The following is a 20,746-nucleotide window of genomic DNA, read 5'->3' on the forward strand; positions in this document are numbered from 1 at the left end:
TTACGCTTCTTGAATTGATTTAGCAATAGCTTGCATTTCTTCTTTGGATAACTCAAGTTTCTCTTTGTTAAAATCCATATCGGCAATACCATTTATTGGCATCAAATGAATATGAGCATGTGGAACTTCCAATCCTATTACAGTCATACCTATGCGTTCGCAATCAAAAACCTTATCCATTTTTTTAGCAACAGATTTAGCGAAACTCATCATTTCACCTAATTCCTTTTCTTCGATATCAAAAATGTAATCTGTCTCTTTTTTAGGAATCACCAAAAGATGTCCTTTTACAATCGGTTGAATATCCAAAAAAGCTAAGAAATCATCATTTTCTGCAACTTTATAACTTGGAATTTCTCCATTAATAATCTTTGTGAAAATTGTACTCATGACCTTGTAATTTCTAAAATTTCAAATTGAATTACACCACTTGGTGTTTCAACGTCGGCAACATCTCCAACAGACTTCCCTAACAATCCTTTTCCAATAGGAGATTCAACAGATATCTTTTTCTGTTTTAGATCAGCTTCATTTTCTGCAACCAAGGTATAAGTTACCTCTGCATTGTTTTTAAGGTTTTTAATTCTAACATTTGAAAGAATCAATGCCCTAGAAGTATCTAATTCAGATTCATCTATTAAACGCGCATTAGATAAAACAGTTTTTAATTTAGAAATCTTCATTTCCAAAATACCTTGAGCTTCTTTCGCTGCATCGTATTCTGCATTCTCTGATAAATCACCTTTATCAATAGCTTCTCCTATTTGAGCAGAAATCTTAGGACGCTGAACAGTCTCCATTTCATGAAGCTCTGCTTTTAACTTTTTAAGTCCTTCTTCTGTATAATAATTAATTTTTGACATAACTTATATTGTGTAAATAAAAAAACAAGAGAGCCATATCGGCTCTCTCGCTTTAACAAATATAATAAAAAAGATATTATTTCAAACTAAGGGTTACTCCAAAAGTATTTATCACACCGAAAGGATTAGATAAACGCATTCCGTATTCGAAACCTAAAGGTATTTTCTTTTCTCCTAAAAGCGCATCAACAGATACACCAGCAGTTAAACCCGTTAAACTAGTTGTAGACTCTTCTCTATCAAAGATAGCTTTTTCACCAACGAAACCTGCTCTAACGTTAACAGCCGCCTTTTCAAAAGCCATACCATAATCAAGACCTATATTGAATTGATCATTTGTAAACGAGTTTGCATGAAAGGCTGCTGCAGCAGTTAGCTTATTATTTTCATCAAAGATAAAATCATAAGCAAAACCTAACGCAAGTAATGAAGGCAATTCGAATGAAGCTCCTCGTTGAACCATAGTTGCATTACCTCCAGTTCCTTGATAGAATATTTCTTGCGAAAGTCCATCACCTTCAAACTTCATTGGTGTTCCAACATTCTTCAAGGTTATACCGAATTTAATGTGATCTTGTTCACCAGTTACATATCTAATACCGGCATCAAAAGCAACCCCAGAAGCTTTGAGGTTGGCAATATTTTCGTTGATTATCTTAACATTTAATCCAGCGTAAATTGAATTTGAAAATTCTCTTGCGAACCCTAAATTGATAATGTTTTTACGGGGAGAGAATTGTCCTATCCCTCCTTCAGGTAAATCAACTGTTGTGATATCAATATCACCGTATCCAAAAGCTTGAAGCGATAAAGCAATTACAGTTTGGTCTCCTACTCTTTGAGCAATACCAGCAGAGTTAAGAGAAATATTTGCATCACCCAACCAATTTGTGTAATTGAATTTTATTTGAGTTTGATCAGTAAAAGCCAATCCAGCGATATTACTGAACTGTGCTTCTAAACCATTAGTTGATGCTACACCAGCACTACCAAAAGCGCTAGATCTTGCCCATGGGTTCACGAGCATCTCACTTCCTCCTGCAGACCCAATTCGATCTTCATTTCCGGCTATTGACTCAAAACCAATTGAGAAAGTACTAATGATTAGCGCGCCGTTTATTATAGTTTTAAAAATATTCATGTTATGCTAAAGTTTTAGTGTCCTTAATTATAAATTTTCTAAATCTGGTTGACGAAGTCCTCCAAAGAATTTAACAACTCTTTGACCTATTCCTTCTACATCAACGTGAATTAAATAAACGCCACCAGCAACTGGAATATTCTCTCCGTTCTTCAAGTCCCAATCAATAGAAGTAATAGGACTATCTTTATCGAAAGATCGAATTAATTTACCTGATGTATTGTAGATTCTTACTTTACATCTTTCTGGAAGATTGGTAATCTTTACACGTGTATCTAATTTTGATCTTTCATATTCTGAATAAGAATAATAAGGATTTGGTACAACATTGATCATATCAAGTACTTCAGAAAGTGTTTCAGCATCATCTTTTACAGTTCTGAAACCATCCATTGACCACTCATAAGTTGGTTTCCCTCCGAATGCACCAGTTTGTACATGGTCTTCATAAGCTTGATTAATACGTAATCGAATTCGTACATCAGTTTCTAGTAACGTAGAACCTTCGTTCAATAAAGGATTTAACACCCATGATAAACCACCGTATGCTTCTCTGAATTCTGATGATTTTTCTTGCGATAAAAGGTTATGAACATATTCACCTTCATCATAATTTGGAATATCATCATCAATGTTACCATAAACATAAACTACATGTTGCCCACCTAATAGCGGATTATTAGTAGCACTAGAAATGTTTTCAGTAGGATTCCAAACCATGTCTGCACCATTTTCACCAACTAAGAAAGAATTTTCACCATAAGCCATATTCAATCTTCTTCCAGTTTCAACATCAATTGCGTACCCTGGGAACCAACCCATTCCAGTCGGTGTAGCACCTGATGGATTAGCCTCATTGGCAACATAACCAGGATCTCCTAATTGGTTTCCATTTTTATCGATAGAAGGACTTTGTCTTAACAATCCAGGCTTACCACCTAAAACGTTAAGGTTTGGATCAATACCTAATTCTATTACAGGACAACGAGTCCATTTAGATTTATCATTAGTAACTATAATATCAACACTTGTTTGATTAATAGAAGACATTTTATTAGCTTGTAATGAAGAGAATGAATTTGTCGTCATACCCGCATATCCTGGAGCGGTAATAGGTGAATAACCACAATCATTTACTCGAGCCAATTGTGCTAAAGAAACAGTACCTTCAATAAGAGAATTAAATCGTTTATCCGGATCTAAAGCGGACAAGTCTTTGTAACAACATGGATTATATACTCCAGCAGCAGGATCACAATCTGACGGATCATCAGTTCCTGCAGCTATCCAGTTTTCAGGTGTATATGAATCAACGTCTTCAACACCAGATAACCATATTTTTGAACTATCTGCAAATTCAATAGTTGACTCTATCGGCTCAGCGTATCTAGCGTTTGGTGCACAACCATCTCCAGTAATACATGGATATGGATCTCTAAAAATGTTTACAGATATACCCCATTCTGGAATAAGTTGTTCATTATTGTTATTTATAGTTCGTTTAGATGTTACGGAACCTAATAACTGACCACCTTTTGAATCGTAACGATTTAAAGTCCAACTTGCAGTATCAATATTTGAGTAATTATCAAAAGAAAGAAGGAAATAACCGTCAACTAAGTTTAATGGATCAACAACTTTGACATCAATTGGCCCAAACCCTTTTTGATAGGTAGGCGTATCAATTGAACCGTTTTTAACAATAAAGTTTTCGCTTTGTTGCGTCAATTCAACAACATTATTTCCATTCCCTCTACCGTCTAACGTGGTAATCTGAGGAGAAGATCCATAAGGCAAATTAACAATTGTTCCGTCAAAACGCGGCTTTGGAGAATGAGGTATTCCAGCAACAGCTTTTATGGCAGAACCATCAGCAGCTAAACGTGAACTTAAATAAGGAGTTTTTTGACCGTCTAACTTATCAGGATCAGTTGGATCATACTCAGCATATTCATTGTGTGCATAAGCAATTGCAATGTAATAATATGTTTTGTGATTAACCAATGCTCCATTACTAAACGCATCCTCGGTAATTTTAAAAGAGTGACGTATTCCACGATTTTCTCCGTCAACTTTTTTAACGGGCGATGCAAAACCAAGTGCCTCATTAAATTCAAAGTTTATAATTCTAGAAATATCGTTTTTAATATCACATTGAGCTACTAATCTTGCTTTGTCTTGGTTTCCAATTTCACTCACACCAGCTTCTTCGTCTTTCATCTGATAAATTTGATATCCTTCGAAAGTATATACTTTATCAATTTGTGAACCATCAATAGGGTCTGGAATATTCACGTTATCTTCTTCAGCAAATGATTCATCAACGTTATTTCCAAATGGATTATCTAACATTAAAACTAATTCATTTTCTAACTCTACAATCTCTAAAACAGGAGCTGTAGGAGGATCCATAATTTCAAAACAGTTATCAAACAAAGCTTGTGCTTTGGTATCGTTTGCTTTTAATACATTAATAGAAGCAGAAGCATCACCTTCAAACGCACGACCATATACAACACCAACAGTCAAGTTGTTTATTGCACCAGGCGTTAAGGTAAACGGACCAGCTGATTGTAAGAAACGTCTATCACTTGCTGTGTTAGAGTTATTATTACCATCAATATTAGTTTCTGTCCAATCCCAACCCATATCAACACCGTCAGTACCAAAGTTATAAGGATCAGAATCTCCAGGATAAGTATAATCAGCAGGCTGATTAGTTCCACCATTACTTCCTGCATAACCAGTACCTCCATAAATAATTTGAGAGTTATCTAACCAATATCCTGTCATGTAATTATAAAAACCACTTGGAGAAGAAGGGTCAATTGTAGCAGGTGTTCCAAGATCTTCTCGGTTATAATAGTTAAACCTACGCATACCGAATCTTTCGTTATCAATAATTCCATCACTATATCCAATTCCAATACCTTCATAAACAATTCCTTTTCCAGCGATTGCTTCGTTAACAGTAGGAACAACATATTGTAAAGTATCATTAACTAATTCTAAGCGTGGACCTACGTTATCTAAATTATCCGCATCTTGATAGGGACCTTCAAAAAAGTCAACCCCAACTGCAGGAGGATTATCACCGTAACCAGGCGAACCACTTTGCCCAGGATCATTATTTGGTCCATTGTATGCAAAACCTAAACCTCTAGAAACATCACAACCAACGTAATCATCTTCAGAAAAACCAACATCAGAATCCACATACTGCGTAAAGTATGTATCATATAATGTCTGTGTACTACGATTTATCATTTCATAGTTGTAGAATGTCATTCTGTTTACTTCATCATTTGTTGCAAAAGAAAATGCTTGTGCGCGAATTTCCATACCAATTGGGTCTGCACCAGTTTCCGTATGAATATTTCCTTTATCATTAAATACCCACCAGTTGGTTTTATCACCAAACAAAGTTACACGTCTATCAAATCCACATTTAACATCATCACGACCTAAAATATCATCAAACCAAGGAATATCACCTTGAGAAGGATCATAAACTCCATCTCCTGCACCATTCTGAGATGGATAATCGTAAAATGGAGCTAAATAATAATCTTGACCTCTAGACACATCACCATGTGCAGGCCATGTATTAATTCTTTGAATAGCTGCATTACTAATTGGAAAATCCTCATCACAATCCGGATTTAAATCACATTCAAATGCAAGTGTATAATTAATTACATCTGCTTTTGACATTGGGAAGAATTTGTCATACTCTAGACAAACATCTGGGTCGATTGTTGCTGCACCGAAATCACGAGTTGCATCATCTCCAACTGGTTGAGAAGGATCATAAGTTCCTGTCCCTACAGTTTGAGAAAGTGGACCTGTCCAAAAATCGTTTCCTTGTTGTCTAAATTTAACAGCAGCAAGTTTAAGCTGACCATTCACGTCATTACCCCCCATCCAAATAGAACCGGAGTAAATCACATGGTTACCACCACCAACAGGAACTTCATAAGAAGCGGATGAATTTTGACGATTCTGCCATAACGAACCTCCAGCCTCAACTAAAGCTCTTACGTCGTTGAAATCCATAAAGAGTTTTGCATCTGAAGGCGGACAATTTGCTTTCAAATAGTTATCACTCTGTCCGGTGGGTTTAGTATTTGTCTTTTGCTTTGCAGTTGGATCTTGCATTGCGTTAACCTCATATATAGAGGTTAAGAGAATTAAAATTATTAAAAATATTTTCATAACTACTGAATTTATATCTATTAAAAGTCAAATTTTACACCTAGTCTAATTGTTCTTGGACGACTTATGTTAAATGGATTATTCATTGCCATTCGGTATAAATCTCTGTAAGATTGTTCATCTAACTTACTTTGAATGGTGTTTTGCCATTCTGCAGCAGCCAAGTAACCATCGTCATCAGCAACTCCTGTTGCACGGTATACATTGATAACGTTAAATTGATTTAAAAGGTTGGTAACTCTTAAATAAACATTTAGATAAGCACGTTTTTTCTTTTCGTTTTCTTTTCCGAACTCTAAATCAAAAGAACGGTCAACTTGAAAGTCTAAACTATAAGTCCATGGTTTACGCGACCCGTTTAAACCACCAGTTAACTGTGGAGTACCTGAGTTGATTGCCGCAGGAGTAATATTCTTTTGACGAGAATAAGGAGTACCTGAATTTACCAAAGTAATAATGTTTACACCTGTATTCTCTAACAATTTAACATCCTTAATAACAGGACCATTGTAGTCTTTTCCAGATCCATATCTGTAATCAATAGTAAATGCGAATGCATGTCTTTGATCGTATGAGAACGGATAAACTGTTCTTAAATCAGGTTGATTTGAGTTTACAAATGACAAAGCAGAATTTGCATCCGACCCTGTTCCTTCAGCAAATTGCAGGGTATAATTCGCAGTAATTCTGATGTTACCCGTTCTTCTCAAATCATACTCAACTGTCAATCCTTTTACAGTACCAAAATCTCTGTTACCATAAGTTTTATAAGTCGCAGGATAAGCTTCAAAAACATTTCGAATTTGAACCTGATCTCTTTGCTCACGATAGAAAGCACTCAACTTTAAAGAAGAAGTTCTTGTTAATACTTGTTGGAAACCAAAAGAATAATCAATTGTCTTTTCAGGTCTCAGATTAGCATTATTAATTGTTGTATTAGATCGTGCAGTAATAAATTGATAATCTATTGGATCAAATCTCAAACCTGTACTAGGTCTTCTAGTTAAGATGTCATAATTAGCAAAGAAACTAGCTTCATCAGAAATAGGGAATGAGAATGCAATTCGAGGCATAACATTTATTGCAACTTTGTAATCCTCAAACGCATCAGCAGTTGGAGTACTTTGACCAGGATTTAACAACCATGGAGCAATACCAGCACTACCTTGTAATGTCGATGGATCTTGTGTAACTGTACCGTTAGCATCAAACCAGTTTTCACCATTTCTAAATCCATTTATCTGAGTTGGATTGTCAACATTATTAACATACACTACATAATCATCTCCAATACTTTGAGGAATATTAACCCAATCATAAGTATTTGGATCTTGTTCTTTTAAAGAACGTGCTTCCGCAGCTGAACGAGCATTAAAAAACAAATAAGGATCTTTTAACTTTGGTTGATTCGCATCAAATACATCAACACGCAAACCAACGTTAAAAACGATATCATCAAATGAAAATTTATCCATAATATAACCAGAAACATAAGTTGGTTGGAAAGCGCCTACAAAACGTTCATAATTTCCATTTTCATCAGTATCATTAAAATAAGAATTAATATCTGTAGTTCCGTTCACTCTTTCACCTGTATGGTCATAACCATAGTATGAAATGTAACTTTGTCCTTGATTAAATAATTCATCTGGTGAAAACATACCCAAATTAAACATATTTGGATCATACTCGTCGATATCAACAAAGTCATTTCCAGCTGGATCTAATCCAAGCGCTTTTCTGAAGTTGTAATCAAAGAAGTATTGTTCGTCGTTATTAGCCGCTCCACCATACTGACCATTCCCTGCATTTGCAGCATATCCAGTATTCAATCGATCATAAGTCACACGTGGGTAGGTACCATAAAAATCATAAGTCGGTGAATTAACATCTAATTCTTGAATATGGTAATTCATGTATTGTCTTGCAATTGTCCAAATACCAACCGGTCCTTCACCAGAATTTGTAAAGAAGTTTCCAGCACCCCATCCACGGTCCCATCTTTGCTCATACTCTACTCCCAAAGAAATGTTGTGACCACCAATTACAATAGAGGCAGATCCAGTAATACGCAATTGTTCTTCTTCTGATTTAAAATATCTTTCATAAGGCGTACCTAAACTTTCCCAAACTCCATAGACGTTTGCAGGGCGATCTCCGTTTCTTAACGCTCCGTTTTTGTTAATCTGGTCAAGGTTTTGATAATTTCCTGTTGGTCCGTTTGCTAATTCATAATATTGAGAGGTAATGGCAGATAAAGTTGGATTAATATCAGATGGTGTAAAGTCAACCACTACTGATTCAAAACCATTATGGATTAAACTGTCATTAGCACCATTAAATCCATACGTTCTTCTTCTTGTCGTGTTAAAATAACCAACGTGTCCATAATTGAAAATGTTGTATTCATGCTCTTCATCGAAAAATTTTTCATTTGATTTAGAGTAATCCACCATTAAGTTATAGTAAAAGCTTTTTACTTTAGAACTCGAACCTTCGGTATCATTTCTGAAGCTTTGTCTAAAACGCCCATAGACTCTCCAATCTAAAATATTTCTATTACCGTAATTTTCAAAGTTGTACAATGAATTTCTATAATTATATAATTTCCCTCCACTGTAATTCATAGAACCTCCAAAAGAAAGGTTTACTGTTGGTCCCGTGTTTACATCAATCTTTCCTGATGCTGTTAATGTTGTTCTTCGTGAATTCATGCGGTAATCCGTTTTTTCAAAATCACTTTCACGCAAGAAGTTTGAATTTGCGAAATATCCTTCCCCATCTGATGACGGACGTAAAGGGTTATCGATCAACTCTTGACGTGCTTCTTTCTTAATTCTCCATGAACCACCCGCAAAAGGACGATAATCAGCTCGATCATTGAAAGAGGCAGAAAGCAAGAAACCTAAAAGCGGCTCTGTTTTTTTCCCTGTCGAATCTTTTCTCATCAATAGCGGACCTGAAATCATTCCTTCTACTAAATTATATCCAAATTGGTCTAATCCAATAACCTTACTATCGTAACCTAATTCATCTTCACCGTGAAAATAAAAGCCAGAAGTCACTGCTTCTGCACTACCAAAGTAACGTGCGGAAGGACCTCTAGTTGTAACAGAAATGATACCTCCTGTTGCATCACCATAGTTTGCAGGAACACCACCTGTAATAACCTGCACCTCCTCAAGTGCGGACTTTGGTAGATTAGACGAACCTCTAACTTTAATACCATCAATATAGTAATAAGAAGCACCTTCACGAGATCCTCTTACACTAATTTCTCCAGATCCTTCAGATTCATTTACACCTCCTACAGTAGCTGCAACTCCAGAAGCAGAACGAACAGGAAGTTTTGAAATATCTTCTCGCGTTACAGTTTGACCTTGCGCTCCACCATCTTTATTAATCAAAGGGACTTTATAAGCAACAATTCTCACCTCTTCCATTTGTTGAACATCTTCCGGCTTTGTCATCTTAGTTTTATCTAAGAAGGTAATTCTTTCCGCAGACACCGCAACGTTTTCAATTTTCATCGCTTGGTATTCCTGCGAACGAAATTCAACATCATACGTACCTGATGTAATAGAAGGGAATTCAAACTTCCCATCAAAATCAGTTTCAGTCCCCCCTTTAATTATACCTCCTTGGTACAAGACCACTTTGGCAAACGGAATTGGTTCTTCGGTCTCTCCATCTATTACAGACCCTTTAATTGTACCATTACCTGCCTGTCCGTATACGGTGGCTACTGATAACGTGATGCTTAAAAACAAAAAGTAGAGTTTTCGTATCATAAGTTATATTTATTTATTCTTACTTATTTATTCAAAAAGTGTAAATATAGAAAAAATTCATTTAGAAAAATTAACAAGCTGTAAAAAATATATTTAATCTATACACATTCATGATTAACAAATGTAATACTAGTTGAGATATATAATTTATGTTAAATCAGAAAATATAATTTAAAATATACAAGTCTATTCATTCTCGTTTGCAAACCACCCTGAATACACTGTGTAATTTTTAGCAATTCTTTTAACTTCTGCATTAAACTGTTTGTCTGATAAGGCTTTTACTTTCCTAGCAGGGACACCCGCATATATGCTGTTTGATTCTAATACAGTATTTTCTAAAACAACAGATCCAGCGGCAATCAAAACGTTAGATTTTACCAAGACACTATCCATAACAATGGCTCCCATCCCCACTAAAACATTACTTTCAATAGTACAACCGTGCACTATAGCATTGTGTCCAATAGAAACATTGTCTCCAATAGTAGCTTTTGTTTTCTCATAAGTGCAGTGAATTACAGCACCGTCTTGAACGTTACAATAATTGCCTAAAGTAATGGAGTTGACATCACCTCTGACAACTGCAGAAAACCAAACCGAACAATGATTTCCCATTTTTACATCACCCACAATCGTTGCATTTTCAGCAAACCAACAACTCTCTCCAAAATCTGGAGATTTCCCACGACATGATTTAATTAAGGCCATATTTAAAGTATAATATTTTTTGCTTTGATCTTCTCTTCGAGAATCATTGAAGCATGCGTTTCAAACTGATCTTTTTCCCCTGTTGTTAAGTATTCAATTGTTGAACCTTTGGAGAGTTTTGTTTTCATCCATCCATGTCTCTCTAAATAAGACATAAGGGATATGGCAACTATACTTCCCTGACTAATAACTTTCACATTAGTAGGCACTTGTTCTTCAATTATATCTTGAATAATGGGATAGTGAGTGCAACCTAAAAGAATAACATCTCCTGATGGCAAACTTTTTAAAGCCCTCTCTACATCTTTGACAATCTGTTGCTTTCCTTCTTCGGTTGAATATTTTTGAGCTTCTATTAATGGAACCCATTCAGGACAGGCTTGTTGCCAAACATCGATTTCTGGACTAATATGCGCAAACTCTTCTAGGTAGGTTGATGAATCAATTGTGCCTTGCGTACCTAAAATAATAAGCTTTTTGGTTATGCTGTAATCTCCAACGATCTCTGCGCTCGGTCGAATTACTCCCAAAACTCTTTTTCCAGGAAAATTCTTTAAATCATTTTGTTGAATTTTCCGGAGTGCTTTAGCTGATGCAGTATTGCAAGCCAATATAACAAGGTCACAGCCTTTTTTAAAAAGATTTTGAACACACTCCCAAGTATATTCATAAACTTCTTTAGAAGATTTATTTCCATAGGGCGCTCTATCGTTATCACCTAAGTACAGATAATCGTAGTCAGGAAGCAAACTACGTACTTCTTTCAGTACTGTTAAGCCGCCAAAACCAGAATCAAAAAAACCTATAGGTGCGTATTTATTCATATTCAAATATAAAAAAAGCTGTTATAGAATCATAACAGCCTTTTAAATAATGTAAAACCTATCTTAGTTATTTTCTGCTTCTTTGGTGGCGGCATTTTTTTCCATTTCTAATACTTTCACGATAACTGCTTGGGTAATATCTTTACCTCCACTATAGAGTAGTGACGATTCGTCGATCACGTAATCAATTTTCTGATCTTCGCACACCTTTTTAACAGCCTTTTGAACAAGCTCTAAAATTGGTGCATTCAATTCTTGAGATAAAATTTGAATTTGTTGATCTAACTCTTGTTGACGAGTTTGAAATTCTTGAGACTTTTTCATTAAACGCTCCTCTTCAAACTTAAACGCTGTTGGACTCATCGTTTTTTGCTCTTGTTGCAATTTCCCGTAATCGGCTTGTAGCTTTTGTTGCGTTTCTTGTAATTCTTTAACAGCTCTTTTCTCAAAACTTTCCAATTCTTTCATAGCACTTTTACGAGAAGGCATTGTATCTAACACCTTTTGTGTATTAACATGTGCAACTGAAGATTGTGCCTTTACAGTTCCAAAAGTAGTAACTGCGATTAAAAATATTAACATTAATTTTTTCATGGTTTTATTTTTTCTTTTTTATTAAACAATTTAATTTATCGGGCATTAATTCCCATTTCTCTAAGTACCATTTTACTGATATCGTATTTAGGATCAGCAAATATAAGATTTGATTGATTGGCTTTGTCAAAAACAAATGCAAAATTTCGTTTACTGGCCACTTTTTCTAAAGCTTCAAAGACTTCATCTTGAATCGGCTCGATTAACTCTCTTCTTTTAGCAAACAAATCCCCACTAACTCCAAATCTTACTTGCTGCATTTCAAGCGCTTCAGACTCCATGGTTTCAATTTCTTCTTTTCTTTTCTCTCTTTCTTCCTCGGGGAGTATTGCTTCAACCCTTAGAAATTCATCTTTTCGTTTTTTTATTTGCTTATATAAATTATCGATTTCTTTTTGCCACCGTGTTGCATATTTATCTAATTCTTCTTTCGCATCATTATATGTTGGCATACTTTCTAGAATGTAATCAGAATCTATATAAGCATATTTTTGAGCAGTTGAGACAAAAGTCGTACCAAACAAAATTAAAACCATTAAAATTAAATTTCTCATTTCTTTTATTTTTAGTTATGCTTCAATATTTCTACCCAGAAAAAGAAAACGACATTTCATTCAAATTATTATAAATCACCAAGATTTGCACCTATTATAAACTGGAAAGCTCCTATTGGTTTACCTCCCATACGTGAAATATCATTTCCACTGCCTGCACCTTTACTATGAGGATCTAAAGGATCAAAGCCCCAACCATAGTCAAACCCTAACAAACCAAACATTGGTAAATAGATTCTAACTCCACCTCCAAGACTACGTTTTACATTGAATGGGTTAAAGTTATCAAATCCTGTGTATGTGTTTCCAGCTTCAGCAAATGCAAGAACGAAGAAAGTAGCGGAAGGGTTTAGCGAAATCGGATAGCGTAATTCTAGACTATACCTGGTGATAATAGGATCTCCCGTTCTAGAGGAAATTTCTTGTTCCTCATAACCTCTTAAAGAAATTAACTCACGACCATCCAAACGTTGAACACCCGTTAATGCATTTCCTCCTAAATAAAATCGTTCAAAAGGTGAGAGTCCTTTATCTGAAGAATAACTTCCCATGAATCCAAAACCTATTTTAGGCGTTAAAATCAACTTTTTATCTGGCGTTAAAGGTAGATACCATTCACCAGTTAATTTCAACTTATAATATTCTGCATATTTAAATCGTTCTTGATCTGTTAAACCACTATAATCGGTTCTATTGTCAAATTGTGAGTAAGGCAAGGTACCTTTTGCTGTAAAAGAAATACGTGATCCACTTGTTGGGTAAATTGGTGCATCAACAGAGTTTCTAGCCAAAACATATTTTAAAGCAATATCATTCGAATATCCATTATCAAATGCAAAAGAAGAATAGTTTGTAATATCATAATAACTATATGACAATTCATAATAAGCACTAAAATAGTCATCAGGAATTTTTTTTCTTCTTTGCAAACCAACTCCTGCTCCAGTTATTGACACATTATAATAGTTTTCATTCCCAGTATCGAAACCACTTCCGTATTTAGAATGATTCATCCAAACAGAAAATGCGTTTGGTTTTTTCCCACCTAACCATGGTTCTGTAAAAGAAAGATTATATGCTTGATAAAACTTTCCGTTGGTTTGTGCACGAACAGAAAAAGTTTGACCATCTCCAGTTGGTAAGGGTTGCCAAGCTTCTTTATTAAACATATTCTGAATAGAGAAGTTATTAAAAGTCAATCCTAAAGTTCCAATTATTCGACCTGCACCATATCCTCCAGATAATTCAATTTGATCAGATGATTTTTCCGTTACAACGTATTCAATATCTACTGTTCCATCCGCTGGATTTGGCAAAGGGTTAATTTCAAATGCTTGTTCGTCAAAATATCCTAATTGCGCGAGCTCTCTTTGGGTTCTAATTATATCATTTCGATTAAAGAGATCACCTGGTTTAGTTCTAATTTCTCTACGAATAACATAATCATTTGTTTTATAGTTACCCTTAATAATAATATCTTTAATTCTAGCTTCTTTCCCTTCAATCAATCTTATCTCATAATCAATATGATGGTCGTTCACACTAACCTCTACAGGAGTTGCTTGGAAAAAAAGATGACCTTTATCCATATATAAAGACGTGATATCTCTACCGTCCATACTTTGGAAAAGTCGTGTCTCTAATAAGGTTTGATTATATAAATCACCATGTTTTATCCCCAACACAGTATCTAAAAATCCAGAGGAATATTTAGCATTTCCCACCCATGAAATATCCCCAAAATAATATTTTTCACCTTCATCAATATAAATATCTACAATCAAATTTTTCTCATCTCTGGCATAGACGGAATCCTTGATGATTGTAGCATCTCGCAAACCAATTTCTTTAAATTCTTGTAGCATTAACTTTTTATCACGCGCATAAGCTGACTCTGTAAACTTAGAACGCTTAAAGAATCTCCAAAAAGCTTTTTGTTTAGTGTCTTTCATTTTACGACGCAGCTTACCATCTTTTATAGACTCGGCGCCATAGAAATTAATTTCTGCAATTCTAACCGATTTTCCTCTATCAATATTAATAATGAATATTTCTGAGTTATTCATTAAAGAATCATTTACGCGATCAATGTTAACTTTTACATTATAAAAGCCTTTCTCACGATAAAAACCAATAACTTTTGCCCGTGTATTAAATATTAAGTTTTCAGTAATATTTTTACCCGAAAACAAATTTATTTCTTCCCTAATTTTATCAGCCTCTTTTTTCTTTGCTCCTATAAATTTGAACCGTGAAAGTTTCGGTCGAGGCTTTAAGTTAATAGCCAGATATGCAACATCACCTAATACTTTTTCCAATTGAATTTGAACATCAGAAAACAATCCTTCATCCCACAGGTTATTGATTGCTTTAGTAATTTCTTCTCCTGGAATTTTAACCTTACTCCCTTGTTTCAGTCCAGATATAAGTTTAATTGCCTGATGATCAAAGTTATCTACACCATTTACCGTTATTGGTCCAATTTCATAGGTTTTTGGGTTTTCATAATCTATTTTTTGCCCAAACAAAAGATGGGAAAAACAAATCATTAGAAATAAAATCGTGTAATGTTTCATACTAACTTTTCAATTGTTCAGATACTTGACCGAAACGTCTTTCTCTATTTTGATAATCAATAATAGCTTCGTGCAAGTCTTCTTTTTTGAAATCTGGCCATAATTTATTGGTGAAATACAGTTCTGAGTAGGCAATTTGCCACAGCATAAAATTACTTAACCTACATTCACCAGATGTTCGAATTAGCAATTCTGGATCTGGCAGATCATTCAAGCACATTTGTTGGCTTAATAATTCTTCGTTGATTTCATCAATTTCAAGTTCCTTATTCTTAACTAGGCTTGCTATTTTTTTGTTGCGTTAGTTATTTCCCATCTTGCACTGTAATTCAAAGCCAAAATCAAATCTAAAGCGTCATTTTCTTTTGTCTCCTCCTTCGCCTTATTTAGCTCTATATTACAATCGACTGGGAGTCTTGAACTATCACCTATACTTCTAAGCCGAATATTATTATCATTTAATTCTGAAACTTCATTTGCTATCGTTTCAACCATTAGATTCATCAGTCCGTCAACTTCTTCTTTCGGTCTGTTCCAATTCTCAGTTGAAAAAGCATACAGGGTTAGGTAACGCACCCCCAAATCCACACAAGCTTTAAGTACTTCACGCACTGCCTCGACTCCTGAGGAATGCCCAAATAAACGCACCTCGCCATGTTGTTGTGCCCAACGGCCGTTACCATCCATTATGATAGCGATGTGTTCGGGGCATTTACTGCGATTTATTTGATCTACTAGACTCATTTTTTTTACTTAGTCGACGAATTTACAATAACAATTAGAATTTTACATCATAAAGTTAAACTTACTTAACCTTGTTTAACAGAAAAAGGGAATTGTTATTACAACTCCCTTTTTCGAAAAATATTATTTACTTAGTCTGCAAGAACAATTATTTTATCATTTTGCATTTCCATTACTCCGCCTTTTATTGCCAAACGAATGACTCTAGAGCTAGTTGAATCTGTTTCAAAAGAACCTGAAAACTCATCATAATCTCTGTCATCGTTTTTCAGATCAACCTTTACCTTTCCTTCAGTAAGTGCTGAAATGATAGGAGCGTGACCTTTCAAGACTTGAAATGATCCATCGATACCTGGAAATCGAACTGCATCGACTTCTCCTTCAAACATTTTCTTTTCTGGAGTAATTATTTCTAAATTCATCTTATCAAAAATTAAACTTCAGCAAGCATTTTCTCACCTGCTTCAATCACATCGTTTATATCTCCTTTTAAGTTAAAGGCTGCTTCTGGATATTGATCAAGCTCACCATCAAGTATCATGTTAAATCCTTTGATAGTATCTTGAATATCTACTAACACACCTTTCAAACCGGTAAACTGTTCAGCAACATGGAAAGGCTGAGACAAGAAACGCTGAACACGGCGTGCTCGGTGAACGACTAACTTATCTTCTTCAGAAAGCTCATCCATACCTAAAATTGCAATAATATCTTGCAATTCTTTATAACGTTGCAAAGTGGACTGTACTCTTCGCGCGCAATTATAGTGGTCATCACCTAAAATTGATGCAGAAAGAATTCGAGATGTTGAATCCAATGGGTCAACTGCAGGGTAAATACCTTGCTCGGCAATCTTTCTTGACAATACCGTTTTAGCATCTAAGTGAGCAAACGTATTTGCTGGCGCGGGGTCAGTTAAATCATCCGCTGGAACATATACTGCTTGCACTGAAGTAATCGAACCGTTTTTTGTTGAAGCAATACGCTCTTGCATCGCCCCCATTTCTGTCGCTAAAGTTGGCTGATAACCAACCGCAGAAGGCATACGCCCAAGCAATGCTGAAACCTCTGAACCTGCTTGTGTAAACCTAAAAATATTATCAACGAAGAACAAGATATCTCTTCCTGATCCTTCACCGTCACCATCTCTAAAGTACTCTGCAAGCGTCAAACCTGAAAGTGCAACACGAGCACGCGCTCCTGGAGGCTCATTCATTTGTCCGTAAACGAAAGCAGCTTTTGATTCTTCTAACTCTTTAGGATCAACTTTTGACAAATCCCACTTACCAGCTTCCATAGACTTCATGAAATCTTCACCGTAACGAATAATACCAGACTCTAGCATCTCACGCAACAAGTCATTCCCTTCACGGGTACGCTCACCTACCCCTGCAAAAACAGAAAGCCCTTCATAAGCTTTAGCAATGTTATTAATCAACTCTTGAATCAAAACGGTTTTACCAACTCCAGCACCACCGAATAATCCAATTTTACCTCCTTTTGAGTATGGCTCAACTAAATCAATAACTTTAATCCCTGTGAAAAGCACTTCAGAAGAAGTTGATAAGTCTTCGAACTTCGGAGCCTCTCTATGGATCGACATCCCTTCCGTTCTATCTGTCTCCTTAATACCATCAATCGCTTCTCCAACAACGTTAAACAAACGACCTTTAACCTGATCTCCAATTGGCATTTGGATAGCTGCACCTGTAGCAACCACATCCATACCTCTCGTAAAACCATCCGTCGTATCCATCGATACGGTTCTTACAGCGCTCTCACCAACATGAGACTGAACTTCTAAAACCACTTTAGAACCATCCTCTCTTGGCACATACAACGCATCGTATATATTTGGTAGCTCGACACCTTTTTCGAAGCTTACATCAACTACAGGCCCAATAACCTGTAAAATTTCTCCTTTGATTTCCGACATTGTCCTGTCTTTTAAATGTTCAATTTTGGCGCAAATATAGCGTATTTATTTCTTATCAAGAATATAATAACTGTATTTTTTCAACAATACTGTTTTTATTGTTAATTAGTTTTTTCATTCCTTATAAATAGATATAAGCAAATCAATCATGTCCTCCTGGCTGACAACATGCTGGCAAAGCTTTTTGAGCCGATTCTACAGCTTTAACCTCATCTGCATCATAACCAATTTCAGCAATTGTTTGTTTAATTTTCGCAAGTGTTGTTGATCGGGTATTGTATTTGACTTCTACAATTTTCGTATCCAAATCTAAATTGGCATAAATGATTCCTTTCTCATAATTTAAAACATCCCCAATTCGATCTTTACAGTCACCACATTGTGCATTAGTTTGAATACTTCCTGTTTTCTTTTTTGCACCTCCTTCTTTTGAAGTTGCACAACTTGTCAATATAGCGATAATCGCTATTAATACTGTTATTCTCATTTTGTAATTTTTTTTTAATTAATATTTGTTTTAATCTAAACTAAATCTAAATCCAGCATAAACATTTACACCAAAAATAGAGCTATACACCCTTGTTGCATCAAACCTTTCTCCGAATGGATTTTCAGCTTCAATAATAGGATTTTTCAGTCGATAATCAAGGATGTTCTCACCCCCTAAATATACCTCGAAATGTTTAAATCGATGGGTTATTTGAGCAGACATCATTGGAACCACCTCGCTACTATTATCCTGTGTAAAAGTTCCATCAGAACGCATTACCATAGGTAAACGTTGCGCTCCAAAAACAGAAAGTGTTAAATCATATAGCCAGCGGTTATTTCTTGACTCATAGGCAAAATTAACAAACCCTCGATGAGTTGGCACCATTAACACCGCGCTCAACTCTCCTCCAGTTGTTGCACGTACATCTAACCATTTATATGCGGCTTTAATTTCAAACCTATTCAACGGCTCAAACTTGATATCCGTTTGAAAAACGTTAGAAAATGATGATCCATCCAGGTTTCCCATTCGAATATAATCTGTTGACTCATCCCTATCTACCACTAATTGGTTTTCAAAAAGGGTATGATAAAAATCGGCTGTCCACGTTGCCTTTCTATTGAATAATTTAAAATCCCACATCCAACTACCTCCAAAATTCCAAGAGACTTCTGGAGCGATATCATTATCAACAACCCAGGGTAAGTTTGTCGCCATCAAAGACAAATTATCGGTAACATAATTGGAAACTCTAAATCCCCTTCCAGCAGTTAAACGAATATCCATATTTTCGGTTAAATCAAACTTATAATTTGCTCGAGGCGTAAATTGCCATTCATAAAGATTATGATGATCCGCCCTCGCTCCTAGCACTAGTATCGATCGAACACCAGTGTAGGTATATTCTGTAAAAGCACCTGGAACAACTTCTAATCGATTATACACTCTTGTTGTGGTATCTGTTGGCAGCACATCATTCATCGTTTGCTCTAAGTCATCATACACAATACTTAATCCAGATTTCAGTTTATGATTTGTATTTCCTAAAATTGTTTCATACATCCCATTAATATATCCTCTTTTTTCAGTCGCATTCAAAGTACGATTCCCAAAAACAGTATTCAGTTCATTATATTTCATATAATAGACCACTCCTATAGAACTAAATATGTCCTCTTCGAAGAGAAAACCAGTTTTACCGAATAACTCAACATTAGTATTTCGAATTCCTACACCATAAAGACCTTGGTTATTTTGATTTTGGTAACGATCAAACCCAATTTGTCCACCTTGCTGATCCGTATGACTTGCTTTAATCCCGATTTGACCACGAAATAGCTCAGAGGCATACTTCCATCGATTCATAACGATTATATTATCACCCAACGGCATGTCCCGAAATCCATCATTATTCCTATCATTTTCTGCTTTCAAGCTTGCACCATGAATAAAGTATGCAGTACTCCATTTATCTCCAATTTTCTTACTGCCATGAAGATTGAGTTCAGCACGACCTTGAATACTTCCATAGCCATTCACAAATAGCTTTTCCATATTATCCGGCTTCATGTATTCAAGATTAATGAGTCCAGCCATTGATTCATATCCATTCGCAACAGTTCCAGCACCCTTAGTAATTTGTATTGATTGAATCCAAGTGCCTGGAACAGAAGCCAAACCAAAAGCTTGATCAAGATTGTGCATAAACGGAATATTTTCAAATTGAAGTTGGGTATACCTTCCATTTAAGCCCATCATTTGAATTCGTTTTGATCCAGAAACACCATCTGCTAAACTTACATCAACAGTAGCGTTGGTTTCAAAAGATTCAGACAAGTTACAACATGCAGCCTTTCGCAATTCTCCTTGAGAAAGGTTTTCAACGTTTCTTGGGTCTAAACGCAAAATACTAGAATTGTCTCTTTTGGCTTTTATCACTACTTCTTCCGTTACAAATTCAGGATAAAGCGTAATTTGCAAATTTACAGAACCGTTAGCGTTGATTATTGCAGTATCCGAGTAATATCCAGAAGCTCTAATTATTAATGTGTCTGGCAATTGTACTTTTGATTGGATACTAAAACTTCCTTTTTCATCAGTTATATCACCTGTTTTGGCATTTTTTAAAAACACGTCAGCCCCAAATAAAGGCTCGGTATTTTTACCATCTATATAGCTATTGACCGCACCACGAATGCTTATTTTTTGACCCAACAAAAAACTTGCAAACAGCACAGTAGCTAAAGTTAAATATATTTTCATGTAATTATTATTTGAATTATTTGTTAAACACTTTTTACACGC

Annotated in this window: 14 protein-coding genes and 1 pseudogene; all 15 read right to left on the reverse strand. The window is 35.4% G+C overall.

Annotation, left to right across the window (positions count from 1 at the left end):
- Positions 1–390 carry an HIT family protein gene (locus tag CW751_RS05980; protein ID WP_101334092.1) on the reverse strand — a complete coding sequence of 130 codons (390 nt, stop codon included), beginning with the start codon at positions 388–390 and terminating at the stop codon, positions 1–3.
- Positions 387–863, reverse strand: coding sequence for a transcription elongation factor GreA (gene greA, locus CW751_RS05985; RefSeq protein WP_101334093.1), 477 nt, complete (start codon positions 861–863; stop codon positions 387–389). Before greA ends, CW751_RS05980 begins: the two co-directional genes overlap by 4 nt.
- A 76-nt stretch (positions 864–939) precedes the next feature.
- On the reverse strand, positions 940–2,004 hold the full coding sequence (locus CW751_RS05990; protein ID WP_101334094.1) for a PorV/PorQ family protein: 1,065 nt from the start codon (positions 2,002–2,004) through the stop codon (positions 940–942).
- A 27-nt stretch (positions 2,005–2,031) separates the two neighbouring features.
- Complete coding sequence (locus tag CW751_RS05995; protein ID WP_101334095.1) at positions 2,032–6,219, reverse strand: T9SS type A sorting domain-containing protein; 4,188 nt, start codon at positions 6,217–6,219, stop codon at positions 2,032–2,034.
- A 20-nt stretch (positions 6,220–6,239) separates the two neighbouring features.
- On the reverse strand, positions 6,240–10,010 hold the full coding sequence (locus CW751_RS06000; protein ID WP_101334096.1) for a carboxypeptidase regulatory-like domain-containing protein: 3,771 nt from the start codon (positions 10,008–10,010) through the stop codon (positions 6,240–6,242).
- A 186-nt stretch (positions 10,011–10,196) separates the two neighbouring features.
- Positions 10,197–10,721, reverse strand: coding sequence for a gamma carbonic anhydrase family protein (locus CW751_RS06005; protein WP_101334097.1), 525 nt, complete (start codon positions 10,719–10,721; stop codon positions 10,197–10,199).
- Between the two features lie 2 nt (positions 10,722–10,723).
- Entirely contained in the window at positions 10,724–11,545 is an 822-nt protein-coding gene (gene murI, locus CW751_RS06010; RefSeq protein ID WP_101334098.1) for a glutamate racemase, read from the reverse strand.
- Between the two features lie 63 nt (positions 11,546–11,608).
- On the reverse strand, positions 11,609–12,139 hold the full coding sequence (locus CW751_RS06015; RefSeq protein WP_101334099.1) for an OmpH family outer membrane protein: 531 nt from the start codon (positions 12,137–12,139) through the stop codon (positions 11,609–11,611).
- A 35-nt stretch (positions 12,140–12,174) separates the two neighbouring features.
- Positions 12,175–12,693, reverse strand: coding sequence for an OmpH family outer membrane protein (locus CW751_RS06020; protein WP_101334100.1), 519 nt, complete (start codon positions 12,691–12,693; stop codon positions 12,175–12,177).
- Between the two features lie 68 nt (positions 12,694–12,761).
- On the reverse strand, positions 12,762–15,269 hold the full coding sequence (gene bamA, locus CW751_RS06025) for an outer membrane protein assembly factor BamA (protein ID WP_101334101.1): 2,508 nt from the start codon (positions 15,267–15,269) through the stop codon (positions 12,762–12,764).
- A 1-nt stretch (position 15,270) separates the two neighbouring features.
- Positions 15,271–16,013 (reverse strand): annotated as a pseudogene (locus CW751_RS06030) (isoprenyl transferase).
- Between the two features lie 131 nt (positions 16,014–16,144).
- Positions 16,145–16,435 carry a F0F1 ATP synthase subunit epsilon gene (locus CW751_RS06035; RefSeq protein ID WP_101334102.1) on the reverse strand — a complete coding sequence of 97 codons (291 nt, stop codon included), beginning with the start codon at positions 16,433–16,435 and terminating at the stop codon, positions 16,145–16,147.
- Between the two features lie 11 nt (positions 16,436–16,446).
- Positions 16,447–17,949, reverse strand: a complete 1,503-nt coding sequence (gene atpD / locus CW751_RS06040; RefSeq protein WP_101334103.1) for a F0F1 ATP synthase subunit beta — start codon at positions 17,947–17,949, stop codon at positions 16,447–16,449.
- Positions 17,950–18,091: 142 nt separating this feature from the next.
- Positions 18,092–18,436: a heavy-metal-associated domain-containing protein gene (locus CW751_RS06045; protein ID WP_101334104.1), complete on the reverse strand. Its 345-nt coding sequence runs from the start codon at positions 18,434–18,436 to the stop codon at positions 18,092–18,094.
- A 30-nt stretch (positions 18,437–18,466) separates the two neighbouring features.
- Complete coding sequence (locus CW751_RS06050; protein ID WP_101334105.1) at positions 18,467–20,704, reverse strand: TonB-dependent receptor; 2,238 nt, start codon at positions 20,702–20,704, stop codon at positions 18,467–18,469.
- Positions 20,705–20,746 lie beyond the last annotated feature (42 nt).

The sequence above is a fragment of the Brumimicrobium salinarum genome (assembly GCF_002844555.1).
In the GTDB taxonomy this organism is placed as follows: domain Bacteria; phylum Bacteroidota; class Bacteroidia; order Flavobacteriales_D; family Crocinitomicaceae; genus Brumimicrobium; species Brumimicrobium salinarum.

Coding starts and splice junctions, on each gene's coding strand:
- CW751_RS05980 (WP_101334092.1), bottom strand. CDS start 390: ATGAGTACAATTTTCACAAAGATTATTAATGGAGAAATTCCAAGTTAT.
- greA (WP_101334093.1), bottom strand. CDS start 863: ATGTCAAAAATTAATTATTATACAGAAGAAGGACTTAAAAAGTTAAAA.
- CW751_RS05990 (WP_101334094.1), bottom strand. CDS start 2,004: ATGAATATTTTTAAAACTATAATAAACGGCGCGCTAATCATTAGTACT.
- CW751_RS05995 (WP_101334095.1), bottom strand. CDS start 6,219: ATGAAAATATTTTTAATAATTTTAATTCTCTTAACCTCTATATATGAG.
- CW751_RS06000 (WP_101334096.1), bottom strand. CDS start 10,010: ATGATACGAAAACTCTACTTTTTGTTTTTAAGCATCACGTTATCAGTA.
- CW751_RS06005 (WP_101334097.1), bottom strand. CDS start 10,721: ATGGCCTTAATTAAATCATGTCGTGGGAAATCTCCAGATTTTGGAGAG.
- murI (WP_101334098.1), bottom strand. CDS start 11,545: ATGAATAAATACGCACCTATAGGTTTTTTTGATTCTGGTTTTGGCGGC.
- CW751_RS06015 (WP_101334099.1), bottom strand. CDS start 12,139: ATGAAAAAATTAATGTTAATATTTTTAATCGCAGTTACTACTTTTGGA.
- CW751_RS06020 (WP_101334100.1), bottom strand. CDS start 12,693: ATGAGAAATTTAATTTTAATGGTTTTAATTTTGTTTGGTACGACTTTT.
- bamA (WP_101334101.1), bottom strand. CDS start 15,269: ATGAAACATTACACGATTTTATTTCTAATGATTTGTTTTTCCCATCTT.
- CW751_RS06035 (WP_101334102.1), bottom strand. CDS start 16,435: ATGAATTTAGAAATAATTACTCCAGAAAAGAAAATGTTTGAAGGAGAA.
- atpD (WP_101334103.1), bottom strand. CDS start 17,949: ATGTCGGAAATCAAAGGAGAAATTTTACAGGTTATTGGGCCTGTAGTT.
- CW751_RS06045 (WP_101334104.1), bottom strand. CDS start 18,436: ATGAGAATAACAGTATTAATAGCGATTATCGCTATATTGACAAGTTGT.
- CW751_RS06050 (WP_101334105.1), bottom strand. CDS start 20,704: ATGAAAATATATTTAACTTTAGCTACTGTGCTGTTTGCAAGTTTTTTG.